The organism is Parabacteroides sp. AF48-14 (assembly GCF_003477465.1).
In the GTDB taxonomy this organism is placed as follows: domain Bacteria; phylum Bacteroidota; class Bacteroidia; order Bacteroidales; family Tannerellaceae; genus Parabacteroides; species Parabacteroides acidifaciens.
Genome location: NZ_QUDI01000031.1, coordinates 48,424 through 73,876, shown reverse-complemented (window position 1 = coordinate 73,876; position 25,453 = coordinate 48,424). Strand labels below are relative to the sequence as shown.

Below are 25,453 nucleotides of genomic sequence, written 5' to 3'. Positions count from 1 at the left end.
CCACCAAAGTATTGCTACCTCGTGCTGCCCCTCGACTTGCATGTGTTAAGCCTGTCGCTAGCGTTCATCCTGAGCCAGGATCAAACTCTTCGTTGTTAAATTGTTTTTTATATACCTTTGCTCAGAATCTCGTTATTTATTGTAGTTTTTGACGGTATGTTTCGTATATTTATACGTCTCTTGTACTACTTGTTGATATGTAAATCTTTCAAAGAACTTGTCGCTTTTCGTTTAGCGAACGTGGCTGCAAAGATAACAACTTTCTATTTTAACTTCCAAATCTTTTCGGAACTTTTTCAAAAGTTTTTTGTTTCATCATTTATAACCCTGCGTTCTCTCTCGAATGCGGATGCAAAAGTACTGCTGTAGAACATAACTTCCAAATCTTTTCAAAACTATTTTTTCATACGTTTGTAATGTTTTCCTGCTAAAGTCTGAACCACTGGATGTTACAGACAAAACTTTTTTCTCATCCGCAGAAACCCCTATTTTCAGTGCTTGTACAGACTTTTATATGCATATAATAATGTACATGAAAAGGCGAAGGATTGCAGAACGACTATAACTTTGAGTTCAACTGGTCATAGTTATGAGTTACCAATTCATAACTATGAAATCGAAAAGGCATAAGGATAATCCCAAAAAGGAAAGGAACCGTTTTTAAATAAAGAATGCCTCCTACCCTAAACGGATAAGAGGCATTTAAACCTTTTTTGTTTTCCTCCTGAGAGGTTAACCTAAATACGATTTGAGGAGCTTGCTACGCGTTCCTTGTCTTAGTCTTCTAATTGCTTTTTCCTTGATCTGGCGGACGCGCTCTCTTGTGAGGCCAAATTTGTCGCCAATCTCTTCCAATGTCATCTCCTGACAGCCTATACCGAAAAACATTTTGATTATCTCACATTCTCTTTCGGTTAATGTAGCAAGTGCTCGATCAATCTCTTTTGCCAATGACTCGTTCATTAACGACCGGTCTGCGATAGGAGCATCATCGTTAACAAGCACGTCTAAAAGGCTGTTGTCTTCGCCCTCTACGAACGGGGCATCTACCGAGATATGTCTTCCTGAAACTTTTAATGTGTCCGAAATCTTATCTACTGGTATATCCAGCTCGTCTGCAAGTTCTTCTGGAGAAGGTCTACGTTCGTTTTCCTGTTCGAATTTAGAGAAGGCTTTGCTGATTTTATTCAACGAGCCTACCTGATTCAACGGAAGACGTACGATTCTTGACTGTTCTGCCAAAGCTTGCAAAATAGACTGACGAATCCACCATACTGCATAAGAAATAAACTTGAACCCTCTGGTTTCGTCGAACTTTTCAGCTGCCTTAATCAGCCCCAGGTTACCTTCATTAATAAGGTCAGGTAAACTTAATCCCTGGTTTTGATATTGCTTAGCTACAGATACGACAAAACGCAGATTCGCTCTGGTTAATTTTTCCAATGCTCTCCGGTCTCCTCTTTTGATAGCCTGTGCCAATTCTACTTCTTCTTCTACTGTGATCAAATCTTCACGGCCTATTTCCTGAAGATACTTGTCAAGAGAAGCGCTTTCGCGATTGGTAATGGACTTTGTGATCTTTAACTGTCTCATCCAATGTTTTTATATTGAGAATATCAGGGTGCAAAGATAATATTATTTTTATTGACAGAATTGGCTGGATGCACCCTACACCCAGCCAATTATAAACCTTTAACAATCTTCCCGCCAAATAAGACGAATATAACGTTATTTTATTATTCGGCCAGATCTATAGCATATACTTTTGTACGTCCATTCGGATAGAAACCTTTCACTACGATGTAGCGATCATCAGCATTGCCTTTCAAGACCTTATCAACTATTTTTTCAAGTTGTTCCGGAGATGTAACCTTCTGATCGTTTACTACCATGATGATAAAGCCTTTCTTAATACCGGCATCTTTCAACTTGCCATTCAGCAAACCGGTCACTTCAATACCATAGCTTACACCTAATTCACGTTTCTGATCATCTGTCAACGCTTTAAAAGCGGCTCCTAAAACTTCTGCACTGTCACCGCCTCCTTTCACTACGGCTGTACTTCCTTGTGCATTACGAAGTTCTACATTAAATGTTTTTGTGCTGCCATTACGGTCTACCGTCACCTGGACTTTATCGCCCGGACGATATTTACTGATCTGTTCCTGCAAAGCATTGGCAGATTTTACTTTCGCACCGTTTACTGCAACAATCACGTCACCTTTTTCAATACCGGCTTCTTTTGCTGTACTGCGATCCGCGAAATCAGCGACACAAGCACCTTCTGACACTTTTATCTTTGATTTCAAAGCACTCAACTCTTCTTTCTGTGCGCTTGGCAGATTCGGATAACCCAACATATCGGCGATATCACCAACACTCATGATCTGCACGCCCAGGATAGCACGCTGTACGGTTCCATACTGCTTCAGGTCATTTGCAACCTTTCCTGCAATACTGATAGGCACTGCAAAGGAATATCCGGCAAAGTTTCCTGTTTCGGAATAGATAGCCGTATTGATACCGACCAGTTCACCTTTCGTATTTACCAACGCGCCACCACTGTTACCGGGATTCACTGCTGCATCAGTCTGGATAAACGATTCGATCTTACTCTTATCGCCTCCTCCCATAGAGATACCACGACCTTTTGCACTTACAATACCAGCAGTAACCGTAGAAGTCAGGTTAAATGGATTACCAACTGCCAATACCCACTCTCCTACTTTCAACTTTTCAGAATCACCAAACGGAATCGTAGGCAGGTCTTTCGCATCAATCTTGATCAAAGCGATATCTGTAGTCGGATCCGTTCCTACCAGCTTAGCAGAGAACTTGCGGTTATCATTCAACGTCACTTCCAATTCATCCGCACCATCAATCACATGATTATTCGTTATAATATATCCGTCCGTTGAAATAATAACTCCGGAACCAGCCCCTACACGCGGTTGCGGCTGCGGACGCTGGAAATTACCACGTCCTCCGAATCCGAAGAAATATTCGAATGGATCGACATATTGCTGATTACCTCTGTCAGCATACTGTTTAGCGTTAGTCGTAGCTTTAATATGCACAACGCCATGAACCGTACTTTCCGCTGCGGTGGTAAAATCCGTATTCTCAGCAGCAACTGTTCCCAAGCTCGTGAGTTTATACGGTTGCTTAAACGTATTTTCAACTCCCGTAGCATATTGCACCGGCTGGCTGTTTTTGCTTGCCAGATAAGCGGTCGTTCCAACAGTAACACCTGAACTGATGGCTGCTATAAGAACAATTCCAAGCACATTCTTCCACATTGTTTTCATACTCATTTTATTTTATCAAACGTTTAAATTTAACACTTTTCTTTCGACAAAGAAAACTCAAAAAACGTGCGATTATTCCATTTGCGATTGTTTTTTTATCACTTTTAACGGCGACTTACAAGGGCTTAACTGCACTTAACAGTACTGTGTAATGCAAAGTACCTTTTTAACAATCAAGCGACTGACAAATGGTCATGTATTCAATAATATAACAGTAAGAACGGCAGAAAGTTCGAACCTATTGACAATGGATAATCGATAATTGGCAATAAGAAAAGTACCTAAACAGCCGTTATTCCCCACCCCTATCTCCAAATTTTCAATTCTCAATCCTCAATTTTCAATTTAAAAGCCCTATCTTTGTCCCATTGCAGTCTGCCGGTCTGTCGCTCATCCCTTGGGATGGGAGGAACGTCCGGGCAACACAGAGCACCATACTTCTTAACGGGAAGCTGTCCGCGAGGGTAGAGTAACGTAACAGAAAACGACCGCCGGATTCGTCCGGTAAGGGTGAAAAGGTGAGGTAAGAGCTCACCGGGTCCTATAGTAATATAGGATGCCGTACGTCTTATGGGTTGTAAGGTCATGTATACCGGCGCATGTAGGATTGCTCGTCCGATGCCGGGGGGTAGACCGCTAAAGCTTACTGGTGACAGTAAGACGAGATAAATGGCAGACGCTTCCGTGCAAACGGAAGTACAGAACCCGGCTTACAGGCAGACTGCTTTTTTACATTTAAAATATGAAGACAGCTGATAAAAAGACGTTCGGAGAACGGATTAATGCCTTACTGACAAGAACGATCCGTTTTGTAACTTACGACATTTGGCGAATTACCGAAAATGAAGTAAGCGGGCTGAAAGAACTTTATATCAACATCATTAAAACAATCATACTCGCCTTCAGAGGTTTCCGGAATGAGAATCTGCAAACAAAAGCCTCTGCCCTCACCTATAGTACATTGTTATCTATCGTACCGCTTTTAGCTGTTTTGTTAGGTATAGCCAAGGGGTTCGGTTTTCAGGGGACAGTTCGCCAGGAACTGTTCGACTATTTTCCCGGACATGAAGTTGAATTGAACAAGGCCTTCGAGTTCGTAGAGAGTTATCTGGCACAAGCGCAAGGCGGAGTAATCATCGGAGTCGGCCTGATCCTGCTGTTCTATACGGTTATCAACCTGATTTCCTCCATAGAAGATACATTCAACGACATCTGGCAGATACAGAAATCACGTCCCTGGTACCGGAAGATATCCGATTACCTGGCCCTATTCCTGATCCTGCCCGTACTAATGACGGCTTCCAGCGGTTTATCCATTTTCCTGTCTACGCTGCAAAATTCATTCCTCAGCCAGTATTTTTTCTTTACTCCCCTGGTCGAGCTAATATTGAATATTGCGCCTTATATCATTACGATCTTAGCATTTACGGGGCTTTATATTTCGCTGCCCAATACAAAAGTCAGGTTTGTCAATGGGCTGGTTGCCGGGTTCCTGGCCGGTATTGCTTTCCAGTTTTTCCAGTTTATCTATATCAGCGGACAAATCTGGGTGAGTAAATATAATGCTATCTATGGTAGCTTTGCCGCCCTGCCTTTATTGTTACTTTGGTTGCAACTGTCATGGCTCATCTGCCTCTTCGGTGCGGAAATTTCGTATGCGTCCCAGAACGTAAAGAATTCAGTTTCGAACGGGACAGTAAGAATATCAGCCGGCGTTATAAAGATTTTCTCACACTGCTGATTGCCTCGCTGATCGTCAAACGATTTGTGAAAGGCGAGAAACCTTACACGGCTGACGAATTGTCGGATGCTTATCGTATTCCGATCCGTATCACCACGCAAATTCTTTACCTGTTGACTGAGTTGAACATCATTATCGAAGTCAACTACGGAGACGACGAACGGGTTGTCCATTACCAACCGGCAATCGACGTGAACAAGATCACGGTTAGCTATCTGCTGACACGCATGGACGAATACGGCTCCGAAAATTTCAAGATCGACACTTCCAAACTGTTCAGCAAAGAATGGAAAGCCCTTTTGAAAACCCGTGAAGATATGATTAAGGCAAATGACACAATTCTTCTTAAAGACCTCTGAGGAATTGAAAACTGAAAATTGAAAATTGAAAATTAAGGAGAGAAATACGGATCTTACAAAGGGGAAAGTGTGGAAAGTGATCGTTCGCTTTGCACTGCCGCTTCTGATCGGAAATCTGTTGCAACAACTTTATAATGTAACCGATAGCGTTATCGTCGGACAGTTCTTAGGGAAAGAGGCATTGGCGGCCGTATCGGCTTCTTTTTTCATCTATTACTTTATTATCTCGTTTGTGATCGGCGTCGGAAGCGGGACAAGCGTCGTCATTTCGCAACTCTTCGGGGCTAAACAGTTCCAGAAAGTCCAACTCGCCTTCTCTTCCTTCTTTATCTTTATGCTGGTGGGGGGCGTTATACTATCCATCACCGGGATTATCTTTGCCGAGCCGGTTTTTCGCCTGACAAACACGCCGGAAGAGGTTATCCCGCAAGCCGTCGCCTATTTCCGGATCTATATCGGGGGGACGTTCCTGTTCGTGACATTCAATAGTATTATCTCGATCCTTCGGGGCGTGGGAGAATCCGTCCGGCCGATGATCTTTATATTAATCACGACCATCCTGAACATCCTGCTCGACTTGCTTTTCATCCTCGTATTCAAATGGGGCATCGAAGGAGCCGCCCGTGCGACCGTCATCGCGCAAGGAATCGGGATGTGCGTCGCCCTGGCCTACGTAAACAACACGCATCCCCTACTCTCCATCAAAAAGCAGGATATGCTGTTCGACGGCAAGCTATTCAAAGAAAGCCTGAAGATCGGCCTGCCGACCAGTGTGCAGCAATGCGCCATCGCCCTCGGACTGATCGCCCTCTTGGGGATTGTGAACAGTTTCGGGACCAACACGCTGACAGCCTACGGAGCTGCCGGAAAGATAGACACGATCATCACGCAGGCCATCCTCACCTTATCCGGCGCACTGGCCGCATTCTGCGGGCAGAATATCGGAGCCGGGCGACTGGACCGGGTCAAAAAAGGGCTACGGTTCACCATGTACGTCAATATCATGCTGGGACTGCTGACATTCGCCGCCGTCTATCTGTTTGGCGACTCCATGATGCGCATCTTCACGAACGACGCGGATGTGATTGTTATCGGGAAGGAATATCTGTTGATTATCTGCGGTTTCTTCATCGTTCACGGGGCGTTGAACGTCTACAACGGAGCATTGCGTGGAGCCGGCGACACCTTGTTCCCAATGGTAACCAGCCTGGTATGTCTCTGGATTATCCGCATTCCCCTCGCCTATTACCTCAGTTCATGGTTAGGACGAAGCGGAATCTGGTGGGCTATCGTGGCAAGCATCACGATCGGGCTGATCGTGACCTTCATCTACTATAAAACGGGAATCTGGAAAAGGAGATGCATCATCAAAGACGAGACATCTCCATAAACCCTTTTATTTGAATTGCATCATCTTGCTGATATACTTCCCTACGATGTCAAATTCGAGATTGACAACCGTGCCTTTCTCGATCTGGCAGAAGTTGGTATTGTCGTGCGTGTAAGGAATGATCGCCACCTGGAAACTGTTCTGCTTTGAATTGCAGACCGTCAGGCTCACGCCATTCACACAGACGGAACCTTTCTCTACGGTTATATATCCCTGCGCGGCCATTTCCTTATCGAACGGATATTCAAATGTATAATACCAGCTACCGTTCGCATCTTCGACGTCCGTACAAACGGCGGTCTGATCCACGTGCCCCTGCACGATATGTCCGTCCAGACGGCCATTCATCATCATACTGCGTTCCAGATTCACCAGCGAACCCGGCTTCAGAAGCCCCAGATTGGAACGTTCCAGGGTTTCGCGCATGGCAGTCGTTGTAAAGGTATCCCCATCTTTGCGGACAACAGTCAGGCAAACACCGTTATGAGCCACACTCTGGTCAATTTTCAATTCATCGACAAAAGAACATTTCATTGTGATATGAATATTGTCTTTATCATGCTCGATCGCTACGACCTGAGCTGTTTCTTCTACAATTCCTGAAAACATAAGATTGTTGTTTTAATGATTATCGGAGCCCAAAGATACGGAAAATAACTATATTTGCCTGTACAAATCGCAATTATAGATATGACACAACAAGACATACGTTGGCTGCAACGATTCTCTAATTACCGCAAAGCACTGGCCAAACTGCGCCAGGCTGTAGAGTTGGTTTCAAAGCAACAAGATTTATCCGAAGAGATAGACGAACTTCTGCAGGAAGGGTTGATACAGCGCTTCGAATACACGCACGAACTCTCATGGAAAGTTATGAAAGACTATGCCGAATATCAAGGATATACCGACATTCACGGCTCACGCGACGCCATCCGGAAAGCCTTGGAAATGGGCATTATCGATGATAAGCAATGGATGAATACGATCAACGACCGCAATCTGACCTCACACAACTATGACGATGATGTGGCTACCGAAATATACGAAGCAATTGTGCAGACCTACTATCCGCTGTTCTGTCGGTTTGAAGATAAAATGTTATCCCTGTCCGATAATATGACCGACAAATGAAATACGGACTTACAGATACGGAAATCAATAAACTATGTGATCTTTTTGCCCGGTACAAGGAGATCGAGAAAGTTTTGCTTTACGGCTCACGTGCCAAAGGCAACTACAAACCATTCTCGGACGTAGACCTCACACTGATCGGCGAAAAACTGACTCATAGTGATATAAATCAAATAACATGGGCAATTGACGACCTGCTCTTACCTTATCAATTCGACATTTCTCTCTTTCACAAGCTGACAAATCCGGATTTGATAGAGCATATCCAGCGGAAAGGGATCGTCTTTTACCAGAAAAAATCTTAATATATTATGGAAGCAGAAAAAGTAGACAAGTTCCTTCTTGCCAACGAAAGCAAATTTCCCGATTATGAAATACCCATTCACCGGCTGCTCGACCTCTCGCCGGAGAAAGAGACCCTTTTAGAGCAAACCCACTTCAACAGTCCGGTCAAGATACTGCTCGCCTCCATCTTCTTAGGGATGTTCGGCGTAGACCGTTTCCTCATCGGCGATTGGGGCAAAGGCCTCTGCAAACTGTTTACAGGAGGCGGCTTCGGCATCTGGTACCCTATCGACTGGTTCCTGATCATGAAGACGACGAAGAGAAAGAACATGGGGAGGCTGGAAGGGATTGTGAAGAAATAAAAAAACACAAAAAACAATCTCATATATAAGAGATAACTATATCGTTCCCTACTATAAACTAACCCATACTCAAAAATAAACAACCAATTACCCTGTAGAAGGAATCCAAAATACGCTGTACAGGGAATCAAGATCAATTTTATCTGTAAAATGCCGTCAGTATCGAGATAGAGCTTTCGCTAATTTACATATAAAAATAGAGGTAAAGCCTGACGCCCTACCTCTATCATTATCATAATATATTTGGAGATTATATTATTTAGCCTGTTCCAGCTGTAACGTCTTAGTCGGCTGATCGCAAACTTCTGTCGGACCGAAGTACTGGATAGGACCCGGATAGACATAGCTTGTTGTCAAAGCCCATTCGTCGCGGTTGGCGGCGAAAGTCTTGAAAGGAGCGCCGTCCAGTTTAACCAGAGCTTTCTGGATAACCGGTTTCATTTCGCCATGACGTCTTTCCATGTTCATCATCATGGTGACAGGGATACCGCCTGCGATCCATTTGTCGGCCGGAGCAGTCGTGTTGCGTACGGATGACATATAACCTGTCTTGCCGGAAGCGATCAGGCAAGAAGCCGTGTAACCCAAAGAATAGCAATAGTCGGCATCGTAGTTAGACGGAGCGGCGCAACGTCCTTCGTAACCGAAGAAGTGGTGCTGTGCAGCGAACTTACCAACGTATTTGCCTTCAGCCTTCCACTGAGCCAGCTTGTTGCCAACCATTTCAGACAGCAGCTTTTCTGTTTCGATCAGAGAAACCTGAACGTTTCCGTGCGGGTCGCGGTCGAGAGACAACTGACGTGCCACGCCTTCCGGCAGAGAAGCATACAGGTCGGAGTTTTCTTTTGTCAGCTTGCTGATGATATAAGCACGCTGTTCGCTTTTCTTGATCATCTTGAATTCGGCATCGTGTTTAGCCAGGAAGTCGTTCAGCTCAGCGATCAGGCGTTTCATAGCCGGAACGAATTCGATCAGACCTTCGGGGATCAGCACCGTACCGAAGTTGTTACCGTCGGCAGCACGTTTTGCAACGATTTCTGCGATATAGGTAACGATATCGTCCAGAGACATGTTCTTTGCTTCCACTTCTTCCGATACGATCGCGATGTTCGGCTGTGTCTGCAAAGCACATTCCAGTGCGATGTGAGAAGCCGAGCGGCCCATCAGTTTGATGAAGTGCCAGTATTTCTGGGCTGAGTTACAGTCGCGCTGGATGTTACCAATCACTTCCGAGTATACTTTACAAGCCGTGTCGAAACCGAAAGATGTTTCGATCTGTTCGTTCTTCAAGTCACCGTCGATCGTTTTCGGACAACCGATAACCTGTACACCGGCATTGATAGCTTTGTAATATTCAGCCAGCACACAGGCGTTTGTGTTAGAGTCGTCACCGCCGATAATAACCAGCGCCTTAATGTTCAGTTCTTTCAGGATTTCCAGACCCTTGTCGAACTGTTCTTTTGTTTCCAGTTTCGTACGGCCTGAACCGATCATATCGAAACCACCCGTGTTACGGTATTCGTCGATGATGTCAGCTGTCAGTTCCATATATTTATGATCGATCAGACCACCGGGTCCGAGGATAAAGCCATACAGGCGGGAGTCTTTGTTAGTAGCCTTGATACCGTCAAACAGACCTGCAATCACGTTATGACCGCCAGGAGCCTGACCACCGGAAAGGATCACACCAACGTTCATAGCCGGCATCGCTTTCTTCTCGCTACTCTTTTCAAAAGTAACGACAGGCATTCCGTACGTGTTCGGGAACAATTTCTTGATTTCGTCCTGATCGGCAACTGATTGTGTGTACTCACCGTCAACGGCTTTTACAGCGCCTTTCAATGCAGCGGGAACCTTTGGCTGGTAAGCTGCTCTTGCAATTTGTAATGCACTCTTTGTCATTTCTTAATCTGATTTATTTAGAAATTATCTGATCCTTAATTAAAGGCGGTGCAAATATAGAAATTTTTCGGTAATAGTGAAAGGGGATTTCGTATTTTTCAACGCACTTCTGAATAAAGGATTACCTCCAATCCATCCCCTTCTTTATTTTCTCCACAACTGTGGCAAACCTGTCAAAAGGCTCAATCCAGCCAGGGATATCTTTGTTGATCCACCCCATCACTTGAATTATCTCGTTATGGATAGCTTCTACTCTATCTAAATTCCAACAGATAGACTCATTATGGAAAATTCTATTTCTAAATGATCTCAAAGAATTCAGCGGAGCAGAAACAGTTCTTCTCTGTCGTAAATGTTTCGGGAGATAAGGAAAAGCACGACGAAGATCTTTCCATAATATACGCTCATATTCACTGTTAAGCAGTGATACCCAAAAGCCCAAGGTAAGTTCTGCTATAACTTTAGATGCAAGAATAGGTTCATTACGTCCGACAATTTGTTTCTTTGCTTGAGTGATATATCTATTTAGTCCAACAAGCCCCGGCATTGTTGGGAATATGGCGTACCAATCTTCCCTTCCCGTCATTGTCTGTAATTCTCGGCTTAAAGCATTTCTTAATGCAACTTCAAACGTAGAAAGCGAGACATAAAAAGCCTCAGATAATTCGACATTGCATTGATAATGTAAAATAGCTTTCTGTTCATCTTGGTGAGCATTAAAGTATCTTTCCATTCGCTTGGTGGAAAAAACTTTTTCAAAAAATTGTTTGTTATACGTCATAATAAGGTTATCTTTGCAGTGCAGTCCCGGTAATTCCTCTCCCAGATATTAGATGCTGGTGATGAATCCGGGTTTTTTTATGCCTACACATATAGTTTATAAACCAGATAAAGAAGTTTCCACTGATTTTTTAGCTACATAGTTAAAAGATCTGGTAGATTCTAATGGCACAAAAGTAGAGATAAACATTAAGAAAAACAAGGAACACAGCAAGAAGTACAAGAAAACGCTGATTAAGCGGATCTAAACGGATTTAATATTGCGATCCGTTAAAATCAGCTTAATCAGCGTTTTCTCCATACCTGCATCTTATTCTATAACAGGTTTCTGATAAAGCATCGTCTTTCCCTGAGTCGACAGTGAGGCCGGGCGGGCATTGAGGGAGGTGGCGCGCTTGTAGTTCGGCTTGCTGCTCATGACGAAATGCAGGGTGATTCCGGGCTGCACGTCTTCGTAGGTCAGATAGGATTTATCGTACTTCTTGCCGTTGACATACAATTCTTTTACGTAGACATTCTCCTTGGACCAGTTTTCCGTTGTCATCCGGATCTCTTTCCCGTTGCTCATCCGGATCGAGAGCGCCTCGACACATGGAGATCCTATATTATAGATGTTGCTGGACGGAGCCACCGGATAAAAACCGGCGCAGTTGAACATATACCAGGCCGACATCTGCCCGCAATCGTCATTGCCGCTCAGCGAACCCGGTTCGTTTCCATAAAAACGGTCGACGATTTCGCGTATCCACTTCTGGCATTTCCAAGGCTGGCCCAGATAGTTATAGAGATAGGCGACGTGATGGCAAGGTTCGTTCCCATGCCAGTAACCGCCGATACGTCCCTGAATATCGTGTGCACCCGGGATATCTTCAGGCAGTTCCACCGTAAACAGTTCATCCAGCCGTTTCTCAAAAAGCTTCTTGCCGGCCAGGTTGATATATCCCTGTACATCGTGCGGGACAGACCAGGTATATTGCATGGTAAATCCTTCCGTAATGTCTCCCCATCCGTTCACCGAACCCGGTCCCTGATAAGCGATCGGAGAAAACGGAGTACGCCAGTTGCCCTGGCTGTCACGGCCGCGCATATATTTTGTTTCCGGATCAATCAATGTCTGGTAAGACAAAGAGCGGTTCAGGAAATACTGATAATCATCCGTTTTCCCAAAAGCTTTAGCCGCCTGCGCAATGCAATAGTCGTCGTAGGCATATTCCAGTGTCTTGGAAACAGATTCGGCCTCTTTGTCAAACGGGACATATCCATCACGGATATAATCGGGCAGGCAATCATAATGTTTGTTTTGAGCCGTCGTCTTCATCGCTTCGTAGGCCCGTTCGTAATCGAAGCCCTTCACACCTTTGACAATCATATCTGCCAGCACAGAGACAGCATGATAACCGATCATGCACCAGGTCTCATTGCCGTAAAAAGACCAGACAGGCAGCATTTTTTCCACACTTTTGTCGTAATGAGCCAGCATGGAATTGGCTATATCGGCATTCACATCCTGATGCACCAGATTGAACCAGGGATGCAAGGCCCGGTAAGTGTCCCATAAGGAAAGAGTCGTATAGTTCGTAAAACCTTTGGCCTGTTCGATGTTCTTGTCCAACCCTCTGAAGCTGCCGTCGGAATCCTGGAATACAAAGGGATGCAAGGCCGCATGATAGGCAGAGGTATAGAAGGTCTCTTTTGTTTTCCGGTCTGCCGTTACCCGATACTTCTGCAATTCTTTTTCCCACAGATCCACGCCTTTATCTTTCAGGCCGTCGAATGTCAAGCCGTCCAGTTCCTGCATATTCCGCATGGCTCCGGCTGTGCTGACCGAAGAAACTGAAGTCTTTACTGTCACCACCTCTCCCTCTTCCGTTGCAAAAGAAAGGCAAGCCATCAGTTTTTTCCCCCACGCCTCGCGATCACTCCTGAAACGGGACGTGTTATAGATCACTGGCTTTTTATCCTGCATGATGCGCAGGCCGTCCAACTTTTTGGAAAAGACCGCGGTAAAATAAATATGGCGTTCCGGCCCCCACCCTTTCACCAACTTATAGCCTGTCAGGGTCGAATCGTTCTCAATACGCAGATTAGCCCATTCACATTTCTGCCATAAGGTATGATCCATATCGATCATGATAAAAGACTTGTCCGACTTCGGATAGGTAAACCGTAACATTCCACTCCGCAATCCGGAGGTCATTTCCGCTTTTACCCCATAATCCAGTAATTGGACGGCATAATAATTCGGGGACGCCCACTCTTTATCATGCGTATAGCGGGATCGATAACCCTCATCGGGATTTTCCCGGCTTCCCGGTTCCAGCTTCATCTCCCCGGTTCCCGGGATAAACAGGAAATCGCCCAAGTCGGGAATCCCCGTTCCGCTGAGATGCGTCAGGCTGAATCCTTGGATGGAAGTATGGTTATATTTATATCCGGCCGCCGCATCGTAGTACTTGTCGTCCGTATCAGGACTAATCTGGATACCGCCGAACGGGATCTGCGCCCCGGGATATACATTACCAAAACCGTCAGTTCCCACTAATGGCCTGACATATTCCGTCAGTTTCTCATTTTGGGCCATGCCGGAGAGTGCCAGACATGACATGGCAACTAAAATACTGATTCTTGCTTTCATATCAAATAAATTATTTTAGGCACGGATTTCACGGATTCCACAGTTTAAAGATATTTCCAATACCGTGCAATCCGCATAATCCGTGCCTAATTATAATTATAGCCGAAAGTCCTATTATAATTAAGTGCTTATGTTAATATTAATTCTTTCAGCTAATATATAGACATTCTTATTATTTACCCAATTCTTTAGAGAATGAGTAAGGCGCATCGCTGTCCTGCGTACCCCGGTTCTGATTCGGAACAGGTGACATTGTATAGTTGACCGTCATGCCACGCAGCATATCGCCATGTGTCAGGTAGTTCTTCGTATAGTTTTTACCGTTGACCTTCATGGCCGAGATATAACGGTTTGCCTGACTGTTGTTGCCAGCCTTGATCACAACCTTCTTGCCATTCTCCAGGTTCAGGGTGACACCCTTGAAGAGAGGAGAACCTAAGATATACTGGTCCGAACCCGGACAAACCGGATAGAAACCTAAAGCGGAGAAAACATACCAGGCGGAAGTCTGGCCATTGTCTTCATCCCCGCAATAGCCGTCAGGAGTAGCGAAATAGAGTTTATCCATCACTTCACGCGCCCAATATTGAGCCTTCCAGGGTTCACCGGAATAGTTATACATATATATCATGTGCTGGATCGGCTGGTTGCCATGTGCATAGTTACCCATGTTCATAATCTGCATTTCACGGATCTCATGGATCACGCCGCCATAATAGCTGTCATCGAACAAAGGCGGAACATTGAAGACAGAATCCATCATTGCGTTGAAGCCGGTCTTTCCTCCCATCAGATCGATCAATCCCTGCGGGTCATGGAATACAGACCAAGTATAATGCCAGCTATTTCCTTCCGTAAAGGCATCCCCCCACTTCAGCGGGTTGAACGGAGACTGGAACGTGCCGTCTGCATTACGTCCACGCATCAGCTTGGTCTCCTTGTCGAACAGGTTCTTATAGTTCATCGCGTGTTTTGCGAATATAGCAATTTCCGATTCCGGCTTGCCTAAAGCCTGGCCCAGTTTGTAGATAGCCCAGTCGTCGTAAGCATATTCCAGCGTGCGGGCTGCACTTTCATTGATCTTTACATCATAAGGCACATATCCCAATTCATTGTAATATTTATATCCCAGACGTCCGGTAGACGAAATCTTCGGATGTACGTTGTTGGCGCCATGTACGACAGCTTCCCACAGCGTTTCGATATCATATCCGCGAAGCCCTTTCAGGTAAGCATCCGCAACAATTGAAGCCGAGTTGTTGCCGACCATACAGCCGCGATGACCCGGGCTCGCCCATTCGGGAAGGAAACCGCTCTCCTTATATGCGTTGACAAGACCTTCCTGCATCTTCGTATTCATAGACGGATACATCAGGTTCAGGAACGGGAACAGGCAACGGAAAGTATCCCAGAAACCGGTATCGGTAAACATATAACCCGGCAACACTTCTCCGTTATACGGGCTGTAGTGCACGACTTTACCGTTTGCGTCCAGTTCATAGAAACTGCGCGGGAAAAGCAGCGAACGGTACAGGCAGGAATAGAATGTACGCAATTTGTCCACGTCGTTATCTTCTACTGCGATGCGTCCCAGCGTCTCGTTCCAAACCTGGCGGCCTGCATCTACAATCTGATCGAACGAACGGTCGCCCAATTCCTTCAGGTTCAGTTCAGCCTGTTCGGGGCTGATAAAGGAAGAAGCGACACGGGCATGTACGATCTCGCCCTTATGAGTAGAGAAACCGATAATGGCACCGGTATGGTTTTCTTGCGCTTCTGTCTCGCCTTTGCGAATTTCGCTGTCGCCGACAGTAGCCTTATAAGTAAACGGTTTATCGAATACAACTACAAAATAGTTACGGAAGTTCTTAGGAACACCGCCGCTGTTACGGGTTGTATAACCGATAATCTTGTTCTCTTCCGGAATGATCTTGATATAGGAACCACGGTCGAAAGCATCCACAATCACATAAGACTTGTCCGTTTCGGGGAATGTAAAACGGAACATGGCAGCGCGTTCTGTCGGCGCGATTTCCGTCACGACATCATGATCGGCCAGATACACCCGGTAATAATTGGGTTTTGCCACCTCTGCCTTGTGTGAGAACCAACTGGCACGCTTGTCCTGGTCGAATACTACCTTACCGGTAATCGGCATAATGGCAAACTGACCATAGTCGTTGATCCAGGGACTGGGCTGGTGAGTCTGTTTAAAACCACGGATTTTATCAGCATCGTATGTGTAAGCCCAACCATCTCCCATCTTTCCAGTCTGGGGCATCCAGAAATTCATACCCCAAGGCAGGGCAATCGCCGGATAGGTATTTCCCGTCGACAGGGATATTTTCGACTGGCTTCCGACCAGCGGATTGACGTAATCCACCAGCTCCGTCTTGTCAGCCGCCACCGCAGTAAAGAGGCTGCTGCAAAGCGTAATCGCTAAAATAAATAACTTTTTCATGGATAGAATATGTTTAATTAATTAGTAGACTGAGAATAGGGCTTATCTGTACCCATAAAAATACGTTTTTTATTCGGAGACGACGTCATTTCGAATGTCAGCGTACCGCCATCCATAATATCCTGCTGGGTGATATAGCCTTTCGTATAAGGTTTGCCATTCAGTTTTACCGACTTGACATAGCGGTTCCTGTCACTTACCTTATCAGCCCTGACCTCAAAAGTCTTGCCATTTTCCAACGTCACCTTCATATAAGGAAGGAAAGGAGCACCCAATACATATTGGTCTGTTCCCGGACAAACCGGATAGAATCCCATCGCAGACAGGATATACCAGGCAGACATCTGCCCGCAATCATCATTACCGCACAAGCCGTCGATATTGTTGCGATACATCTTGTTCATAATCTCACGCTGCCAGTACTGCGTCTTCCAAGGTTGAGAAGTCCAGACATACAGGAACGGGATGTGATGACTCGGTTCGTTGCCATGCACATAACCACCCAGCAATCCCTCTTCCGTCACATCTTCCGTATCGGCAAAAAATTCAGCCGGCAGATGCATCGTGAACAGGGAGTCGAGCTTAGACACAAACGACTTGTCTCCTCCCATCAGGCGGATCATATTATCCACATCCTGCGGCACGTAAAAAGAATAGTTCAAGGCATTTCCTTCTATAAAGCCTTCACCATGCGTACTCAACAGGTTGAAGTTTTCCTTCCACCGGCCGTCTGCATAACGGGGGCGGGCATAACCAATGCCGGTATCGAATACATTCGCATAATTGGTAGCCCGTTTCTTATATGTCTCGGCCACTTCACGGTTTCCGGCCAAAAGCGCCGTATGATAGATTGTCCAGTCGTCATAAGCGTATTCGAGTGTCAAAGATGCAGCACTGCCGTTATGGTCGAGTGCGACATATCCTTTTTGCATATATTCGCCGGTCCCATCCAGATAAGGGATAGTCGAACTGCTCACCATTGCCTTCAACACCTCGTCTTTATCCAACGGAAGACCTTTGGCAACCGCATCTGCCAGAACGGAAACGGAGTGATACCCGATCATACACCAGTTTTCATTCGCCATATGGCTCCAGATAGGCAAAGCCTTATGTACACTCTGTTCGCAATGCTTCAGCATGGAACGGGCGATATCCGTATTGACCTGGCGATTGATAATATTAAACAACGGATGCAGGGCACGGTAGGTGTCCCAAACGGAAAAGACCGTATAGTTCGTGAAACCGTCAGCCTGGTGAATATTATGATCCAATCCACGATACTGACCGTCAACATCGGTATATACGCAAGGATTGATCATCGTATGATAGAGGGAAGTGTAAAGCATTGCCAACTGGTCTTCACTGCCGTTCGCCTCGATAACGGATAACTCCTTATTCCAGGTTTCATTTGCCCGGGCAGCCAATTGATCGAAGCTATAGCCGGATGCTTCGGCCTGCAAATTCTTTAAAGCGCCGGCAGCACTCACGCCGGAAAGAGCCACCTTTACCTCTAATTCTTCGGATGCGGCCGGATCAAAATCAAAATAAGCTACAATCTTGCGTCCGCCTATATCCGGAAAGTTTTCTTTCATATTAAACTTACCGTATCCGCCCCGGTAGTCGACCTTCGCCTTTTCATCGCAGCCATAATGTATGACCGGTTTGGAGAAAGACATGGCAAAATAGGTATAATTGGTACGCGCCCATCCGTTCGTAATCCGGTAGCCGGTGATTAATGTATCATTTTCGACACGGATATTGGTCCACAGGACTTTCCCATCATAGTTATATATGCCATGAATCATATCCAGGACGATCCGCTGGTTCTTTGCCTCTTTCGGGAATGTATATTTATGGACTCCTACCCGTTTGGTGGTCGTCAGCTGTGCTTTTACACCGTAATCCGCCAGCATCACTTCATAGTAGCCGGGACGGGATATTTCCGTCTCGTGTGAAAAGCGGGAACGATAGCCGCCATCAGGATTTGTGGCTGTACCCGGGTTCAGTTTCAAAGCACCGGTCGTCGGCATAATCAGGATATCGCCCAGGTCGGAATGTCCTGTTCCGCTGAAATGCGTATGGCTGAACCCGACAATACTGCTGTCCTTATGCTGGTAACCTGCACAGTATTCATATACGCGGGGCTGGTATTTACCATCTATATTATGAGGGATCGTGTCTGTATCGGGACTCAACTGCACCAGTCCGAAAGGCACACAAGCCCCCGGAAACGTATGCCCCATCCCGTTTGTCCCGATGATCGGGTTGACCAAAGAAGATTTATCCTGTGCGGACAAACCGCCAAAAGCCAATAAGGCGGAAAATAAAAGGATCGTCTTTTTCATGATATCATTATCTGTTTATATTCTTATTTTGACAAAAAAGCTTGGTATTCATCCCACATGCTTTCAATGCTGCTCTCTTCGCCGAAGATACTCTTGATCGCTTTGTCGAAGCTCCATTCATCGATGTCGCGGACAGTCTCGTGGAATTTCCGGATCGCATCCGGATCTTTGGTTGTCAGCCACTGGATAAAGAAACCGGTCGTACGATAACCGTCCATCCAGTTACCACCCGGTTTACGGGTACTCATATCGAAATATCCAGCCTGTGCGCGGACTGCATCCGCCATACCTTCGATACAAGCCCAAAATGTCTTGTTTGTTGAGTAGGAACCGATTCCTTTCGGTTCAAACTGATAAGCGTGTACCAATTCGTGATACAAAACGCCACGTGTTTCAAAATCGAGTTTATACAGCGATTCGTTTGCCGATTTCTCGATATGTTGCGTGCTATAAACAATCGAGATGACAGGCGGATTACCACCTTTAGCCGACACACCGTCATAGTCCTTCAACGTGTACTCGATTTTCTGCACGTCGTTCATTGTGTCTTTGGCCGTATAGAACAAAATCTCTGCCACTTTACGGGCATGGTACCGGATATACTCGTCAGGATCTTGCACGAGGCCGGTATAAATTGAAGCCCCTTTTGTATCAGGGTCCAACACTTCAAAATCAACATTGGGATACTTAAAGCTTTCCCAGTTTGCATTCAAATTCGTATCATATAATAATACATCGCCCAAAACCAGTGTATCGCCTGTTTCGGTACTGGCTTCCAGCATATATTGTTTATAGTTGGAAGGTTTGGCTATCGAACAAAGGATTTCCTGGTAGCGGGAACAAAACTTCTGGTCTTTCCGTTCGTCTACCACCACCCAATTCTTTCCGTCATACGATCCCTTCAATGTCCAGGCAGCCGGATCGTGGGCTGGTGTTTCGCCGGACGAATAAATTTTATAACTCTGGACAGGAACAGTACATTGCTCTTCAAAAACAACCTTATTAACTCCCTTCGTCCCAACAAAACAAGTGGTCGGATTTCCATCCGACAGTTCGGGGACATTTACCGGTAATTTGGTCTGACAAGAACACAATAATAAACTTATCGATATAAATATACTTATTTTCATAACACAACTATTAAAATTAAGCAATATACTGTTCACTCTCCAAAGTTAGAAAAACAAATTAAAATAGACTAATTCCATCCAGGATTCTGATGTCCCTGCAATGCCGGGTTAGCCTGCATTTCATCCAACGGAATCGGCCATAACAATGCATATTCAGGAATAGCACCTACCCGGATCTGTCCGTCAGGTTTATTCTGGATCTTAGCTGAAGTAAGGGGAACCCAATTCAACTTACCGGATTGTGCACCGACTTCTTCCGGATACAAACGAGTACGGCGGATATCATCCCAAACTTTAAATTCCAATGGGAATTCATGCAAACGTTCTGTCAAGATTGACTGGATCAAAGCGTCACCTGTTGCTGTTTCATTTGCCAGACCTGCACGATTACGCACCTGGTTGAGATAACCTAACGCAGCGCTTTCCTGACCTGTACGAGCCAAACCTTCAGCTGCGATCAACAAGACTTCCGAATAACGGAACATCGGCATATTGTAGTCGCCGTCATGACCTTCCATCAAAGATTTTTCATCAAACCAAGCCCAGTTACCAATATTATTCAATTGATGACTAACACCTGTAGCATCTGTATATTCTCTGAAGAAGAATTGCTTTTCATGTCCACGGATATCGGCCGGATCATAACTGTTTACAATCATGTCACAGGGCAGATAAATGTTTTCCAGAACGTCGCCACCCGGATGGAAAATTGCACTACCATTCGCATCTTTCCACTGAGAAGCATCTGATCCCATCGAATGGGCAGCATAAGAGTTACCTACTTTATGGTTGGTATAGTTATACTCTTTTGCATAAATGATCTCGTTAGATGATTTTGTCGTCTTGATCACATTAAATGCCGAATTGAGATCATCACTGCTACCACCAGCCTGAACCAAGGCGTGCTGGCCACCTTCGACCACCTTCAATGCCATCTGAGCTGCCTTTGCATAATCAGCATCTCCACCGTTAAGCGGAGCTCCTGCTCTTTGCAGATAGACTTGTGCCAACAGAGTCTGGGCCATCGGAAGAGTTGCATAGCAACCATTATCGTAGAATGCCTTATTAGGCAAACCATTATTGTTTACGATGTCAAGCAAATCCTGTTCGATATAGCCGTAAACTTCAGCAGCCGGAATACGTTCTTTAAAGATTCCATCCGGAGAAGTATAAGGTTCAGAAATATAAGGCACATCTCCAAATTCCTTTACCAACCAGAAATAAGCATACGCACGGAAGAATTTACCCTGTGCCACATAATACTTGATCGTCTCTTCGCTCAGAACGCCCGTCATATTCGGGACATTGGCAATCACGAAATTTGCACGAGAGATACCTTTGTAGAACTCATGCCAATAGCTCATGGCCTGGTCTTCAAATGATGCAACATTGAAATTACAACCTTCCGATGCATTTGTAAACTGACGGTCTTTACGTCTGTCAACATACAAACCTGAAATAATACCACCCCAACAAGTTGCTTTAGGGGTCCAACCGCCACCTGTATTGTGCAGATAAGGCACACCACCGAAATACAATGCGTTCACACCGGTTTCAGCATCAGCTGCAGTCTGCCAGAACTGATTTGAATCTTTCTGGTCCAATGGCTTCTCTTCCAGGAAGCTGTCACATGAACTCATGGCCAACGAGCAGATGCACAATAATGAAATATATCTTTTCTTTAGTTTCATAATGATCTTATATTATTTTTGACTGATTAAAATGCAACATTAACACCAAACATGAATGTTCTCGGACGCGGATAAGTAAAGAACTGACGGTTAGCACCCCAGTTGTTACCACCTAAACGAGAAGAGTTGTCCGGGTCATATCCTAAATAATCCGAAGCAGTGATCAAGAATGCATTATTCACGTTAGCATACAGACGTAAAGAAGACAAACCAATCGACTTGATCAGATTTGAATCAAATGTATAACCCAACTGAATCATGTTACAACGCAGATAAGCACCATTGGCAACCCAATCATCATCAGCTGCATTATTTGCACCCTGACCGAAGTTGTTCAGACGAAGAGCCTGTTCTTGTCCGTTCGGATTCAAAGTCGGATGCCATGCATCCTGATAAATGCGGTCAAGACCGTTAGTCAGGAAACGAGCCACAGTAGAGTGGTAATATTCCTGCATAACATCAACACCCCATGTATATTGAAAATCAACCGTCAAATCGAAATTCTTATAGTTGAACGTATTGACGAAAGATCCCGTCCAGTCAGGTAAACCGTTACCAATGATTGTACGGTCTTTAGATGTTACTTTTTCACCGATAACAGACGGAACATTCATTGTTTCCGGATCCCAGTTTTCAGGTTTGCCATCATAAATACCGATACGTTTGTAACCGTAGAACGAAGAAAGCGGTTCGCCTTCACGGATAAGCATGTCATAACCTACGAAACCGTCAGTTGTAATCTGGCGTTTTCCTGTAATCGGGTCAACAGAAGCACTTTCATCCAATTTCTCAACACGGCTTCTGTTGAAACCTAAGTTAATCGTTGAAGTCCATTGGAAATCATGATTTTGAATAGGATGTGCAGTAACCAGGATATCGACACCACGGTTGGATACAGCTCCGACATTATCCAGGATTGAAGAATAACCTGTTGATTCCGGAACCGGACGGTCAAGCAACAAATCCGATGTATATTTGTAATAACCGGATACATCAAAGCTCAAACGATCCTTAAACAAACCAAGTTCAACACCAAAGTCAAACTGACCGGTCTTTTCCCATTTCAACTTAGAGTTCGGCATATTGTCCAAATAAGAAACCATATGCAAAGCATCACCGATAATCGTAGTAGACTGGCTTACTGTAGCCAAAGAACGATATGTACCGATTTCAGAGTTACCGGTCAAACCATAAGAAGTATGCAGTTTCAACTTGCTGATAGTCGGATTGTCTTCCAGGAAACTTTCACGGGACATCAACCAACCTAAACCGACAGACGGGAAGAACGCATACTTATTACCGGACCCGAACTTGGAAGAACCATCATAACGTCCGGTCACTGTTGCCATATACTTATTGTCATAAGAATAAGCCAAACGGAGGAAGTATGAGTTCATTGTCCATTTGTCATAGTCACTGCCTACGCCCGGACGGTCCGTACCTTTGCCCAAGTTGTAATAACCATAGAAGTCATCCGTAAACTTACTGTCGGAAGCATTGAAAGATGTATATTCACGTCCCTGCCAAGACAAACCGAGCATGGCATTGATAGAATGCTTATCCAACAACGTAGAATAGTTCATATAGGTTTCTTCCTGCCAGTAGAAAGCGTTTGAATTACTTGCAGAAGCATAACCTCGGAATTCTGGTTGATCATAGGACGCGGAGTGAACGGAGTGTAATTGGCGTCACGGCTGTTCTGGTAGTCCACACCGAACTGTGTCTTCAAATCCAACCCTTTCAACAAATGGAATGTAAGGGCTGCATTACCGAAGATTTTCGTACGGTATTGCATAGCGTACATATTTTTCAACAATTCAACCGGGTTACCGACTGGTTCCGGACTAAATCCTTGAGTACCGCTGTTAGGATTATCCTTGTCATTCAAGATAGCAGTCGTTCTAATGATATTAGTCTGCGTATATTCACCATCCAGCTTAACCGGCAAGAACGGCAACTGTTCGAGCATCGTACGCAAAGCTCCCTGTCCGTAAGGGTTATCGGAAGTACGGTTACCCCATGTATGGTTCACCAACAAATTCACTGAAGTAGACAGCCATTTCGTTGGTTTGTCGTCATACGCCAATTTCGCATTGATACGTTTGAAATAAGAATTAAGCAAAATACCTTCCTGGTCAGTATAGTTGATGAATGCTCCGACTGAAGAGCCGTCACCTGCGCGCTGGATACTGATCTGATGGTTGTGGGAAACAGCCGTACGGGAAGCTTCATCCTGCCAGTTTGTATTATATTTAGGAGAGCCGTCAGCATTAAACAAACGCTCGTCTGTAAATATCTGAGACAAATCAGTGGTAAAATTCTTACCCTGCCATGCATTGGCATTTTCCAAACCTTGCTTGAAAGCAGCCATCCATTCATAAGAATCCATCACATCCATCTGTTTAGCCATCGTACCGACCGAAACAGAACCATCGTAAGAGATATGAACGCCTTTGCCTCCGTCACCACGCTTGGTAGTTACCAAAACAACACCGTTCGCACCACGAGCACCGTAGATTGCTGCGGAAGATGCATCTTTCAAAACTTCGATAGACTGAATGTCATTCGGGTTGAGTAACTGGAAGTCAGACATAACCACACCGTCGACAACATACAAAGGAGAGGAAGATGCCTGGATCGTGGACACACCACGAATAACAACACGCATTTCACCACCCGGCTGTCCGGTATTGGAGAAAATGTTCACACCGGCTACTTTACCTTTCAAACCATCGAGGGCATTGAACGATTGCGTTTTGATGATTTCTTCACCTTTAGCCGTAGAGATAGAACCTGTTAAGTCGGATTTACGCATCGTACCATAACCGACTACCACTACTTCATCCAATGTCTGGGAATCCTCTTTCAAGAGTACAGTAATAGTAGACTGGTTTCCGACTTTAACCTCCTGAGTCAGGTAACCGATAAAAGAAATTTGCAGTACAGCCCCCGCAGGAACATTCGAGATGGAGAAATGTCCATCCATGTCTGTCATCGTACCGTTTGTAGTACCTTTCACAACGATGTTAGCTCCGGCAACCGGACCTAATTCGTCATTTACGACGCCTGTTATCGTCTTACCCTGCTGCGCCACCATGACATTGCCATCCGATGCCGAAACCGGAACAGCAAACGCTGCATGAGCAGAAAAAGCAGACATTAGCAAACATAAGGCTGAGGCCTTCACTATCCCACATGGAGATAATAGTTTAGATTCATTCATCTTTTTTGCTTTTTAATTTTTAACACATAATACATAATAATATTGGGAATATCTTTACCAATCAAGGCATTCATTAATTTTTGTATTTCGATGGCAATATTACTTGATCTTAACACATTCGTAGTAACACTGAAACACCAAAAGAGTATCAAAATCAACCGCTGGTCAATTATGACACTCTTTTGGACAACCAGGACACTATCAATTCACAAACACTTACTACTTATTTTTAACCATTCCTATCCGAAACGAGACTCCCCGGATGATGCGTTTCTCCAATATGCCAAGACCGGACATTCCATTAACAAAAAATACAAGAAGCCCTTTTTTGGAGCATTTTCTATTTCGTCCAAAATATGGGTTCATTTTGAACTGACTCTTTGCTTGATTTTAGTATTCTTTGCTGACAACAAATGAAACGAGGTGCCGAGACCGTCCCGGAAAACAGGCAGTATGATTGCCAGAAGGCGAAAACAGCGTCAATGTGATAAAGCTTAACTCCCGGAGAATCGAATATTTGAAAATAAAACGGACGGCGTCCCAAATATCCCAAGGAAATTCAGGTGCTTTTTTGCCATGAAAACGGTCCTCTTTCCAATTAGGACGGTCATAATCGCCATTACGACCGTCCTAATCTTCGCGAGGTGCCGAGTGCACTACACATTAGCACGGTCGTGGTGGCAAAGAGGACGGTCGTAATGACTGAAAAC

At 44.9% G+C, this 25,453-nt stretch carries 14 protein-coding genes, 1 rRNA gene, 1 other RNA gene and 2 pseudogenes; 6 read left to right on the top strand and 12 right to left on the bottom strand.

Annotated features, from left to right (window positions below; all coding sequences use genetic code 11):
• From DW083_RS14880 to DW083_RS14865, 3 genes are all read right to left on the bottom strand, one after another.
• Positions 1-96, bottom strand: a 16S ribosomal RNA gene (locus DW083_RS14880); the annotation flags it as partial.
• 636 nt (positions 97-732) lie between these two features.
• A complete protein-coding gene (locus DW083_RS14875) occupies positions 733-1,593 on the bottom strand; it encodes an RNA polymerase sigma factor RpoD/SigA (protein WP_005641668.1) in 861 nt (286 codons plus the stop codon).
• Positions 1,594-1,736: 143 nt separating this feature from the next.
• Complete coding sequence (locus DW083_RS14865) at positions 1,737-3,308, bottom strand: Do family serine endopeptidase (RefSeq protein WP_122332907.1); 1,572 nt, start codon at positions 3,306-3,308, stop codon at positions 1,737-1,739.
• A 370-nt stretch (positions 3,309-3,678) separates the two neighbouring features.
• Between DW083_RS14865 and rnpB the strand changes: the two genes are divergently transcribed.
• The 3 genes and pseudogenes from rnpB (at position 3,679) to DW083_RS14850 (ending at position 6,798) form a co-directional block, all read left to right on the top strand.
• Positions 3,679-4,037, top strand: an RNA gene (gene rnpB, locus DW083_RS14860) — RNase P RNA component class A.
• Between the two features lie 13 nt (positions 4,038-4,050).
• Positions 4,051-5,408 (top strand): annotated as a pseudogene (locus tag DW083_RS14855) (YihY/virulence factor BrkB family protein).
• A 25-nt stretch (positions 5,409-5,433) separates the two neighbouring features.
• Positions 5,434-6,798, top strand: a complete 1,365-nt coding sequence (locus tag DW083_RS14850) for an MATE family efflux transporter (protein ID WP_122332906.1) — start codon at positions 5,434-5,436, stop codon at positions 6,796-6,798.
• Between the two features lie 6 nt (positions 6,799-6,804).
• Here DW083_RS14850 and DW083_RS14845 read toward each other — a convergent pair whose 3' ends face one another.
• Positions 6,805-7,407, bottom strand: coding sequence for a riboflavin synthase (locus tag DW083_RS14845; protein WP_122332905.1), 603 nt, complete (start codon positions 7,405-7,407; stop codon positions 6,805-6,807).
• 81 nt (positions 7,408-7,488) lie between these two features.
• Here DW083_RS14845 and DW083_RS14840 point away from each other — a divergent pair, with 81 nt between their 5' ends.
• Genes DW083_RS14840 through DW083_RS14830 form a run of 3 tightly spaced genes read left to right on the top strand, consistent with a single transcriptional unit; the run spans position 7,489 to position 8,576 of the window.
• Positions 7,489-7,929: a nucleotidyltransferase substrate binding protein gene (locus tag DW083_RS14840; protein ID WP_115499400.1), complete on the top strand. Its 441-nt coding sequence runs from the start codon at positions 7,489-7,491 to the stop codon at positions 7,927-7,929.
• Positions 7,926-8,234 carry a nucleotidyltransferase domain-containing protein gene (locus DW083_RS14835; protein WP_122332904.1) on the top strand — a complete coding sequence of 103 codons (309 nt, stop codon included), beginning with the start codon at positions 7,926-7,928 and terminating at the stop codon, positions 8,232-8,234. The genes DW083_RS14840 and DW083_RS14835 overlap by 4 nt, the downstream gene beginning before the upstream one ends.
• A gap of 6 nt (positions 8,235-8,240) precedes the next feature.
• Positions 8,241-8,576, top strand: coding sequence for a TM2 domain-containing protein (locus tag DW083_RS14830; protein WP_122332903.1), 336 nt, complete (start codon positions 8,241-8,243; stop codon positions 8,574-8,576).
• A 255-nt stretch (positions 8,577-8,831) separates the two neighbouring features.
• Here DW083_RS14830 and DW083_RS14825 read toward each other — a convergent pair whose 3' ends face one another.
• The 8 genes and pseudogenes from DW083_RS14825 to DW083_RS23650 all read right to left on the bottom strand — a co-directional run bounded on the left by DW083_RS14825 (position 8,832) and on the right by DW083_RS23650 (position 24,617).
• The gene (locus DW083_RS14825) at positions 8,832-10,478 is read right to left on the bottom strand and encodes a diphosphate--fructose-6-phosphate 1-phosphotransferase (protein WP_122332902.1); all 1,647 of its coding nucleotides are present in this window, start codon (positions 10,476-10,478) and stop codon (positions 8,832-8,834) included.
• A 121-nt stretch (positions 10,479-10,599) separates the two neighbouring features.
• Entirely contained in the window at positions 10,600-11,259 is a 660-nt protein-coding gene (locus tag DW083_RS14820) for an Abi family protein (protein ID WP_122332901.1), read from the bottom strand.
• 309 nt (positions 11,260-11,568) lie between these two features.
• Complete coding sequence (locus DW083_RS14815) at positions 11,569-13,893, bottom strand: GH92 family glycosyl hydrolase (protein WP_122332900.1); 2,325 nt, start codon at positions 13,891-13,893, stop codon at positions 11,569-11,571.
• Between the two features lie 172 nt (positions 13,894-14,065).
• Positions 14,066-16,354 carry a GH92 family glycosyl hydrolase gene (locus tag DW083_RS14810; RefSeq protein WP_115499408.1) on the bottom strand — a complete coding sequence of 763 codons (2,289 nt, stop codon included), beginning with the start codon at positions 16,352-16,354 and terminating at the stop codon, positions 14,066-14,068.
• A 17-nt stretch (positions 16,355-16,371) separates the two neighbouring features.
• Positions 16,372-18,699, bottom strand: a complete 2,328-nt coding sequence (locus DW083_RS14805; RefSeq protein WP_122332899.1) for a GH92 family glycosyl hydrolase — start codon at positions 18,697-18,699, stop codon at positions 16,372-16,374.
• A 23-nt stretch (positions 18,700-18,722) separates the two neighbouring features.
• Complete coding sequence (locus DW083_RS14800; RefSeq protein WP_122332898.1) at positions 18,723-19,829, bottom strand: basic secretory protein-like protein; 1,107 nt, start codon at positions 19,827-19,829, stop codon at positions 18,723-18,725.
• A 68-nt stretch (positions 19,830-19,897) separates the two neighbouring features.
• Positions 19,898-21,520, bottom strand: a complete 1,623-nt coding sequence (locus tag DW083_RS14795; RefSeq protein ID WP_115499411.1) for a RagB/SusD family nutrient uptake outer membrane protein — start codon at positions 21,518-21,520, stop codon at positions 19,898-19,900.
• Between the two features lie 26 nt (positions 21,521-21,546).
• Positions 21,547-24,617: pseudogene (locus DW083_RS23650) on the bottom strand (SusC/RagA family TonB-linked outer membrane protein).
• Between the last annotated feature and the right edge of the window lie 836 nt (positions 24,618-25,453).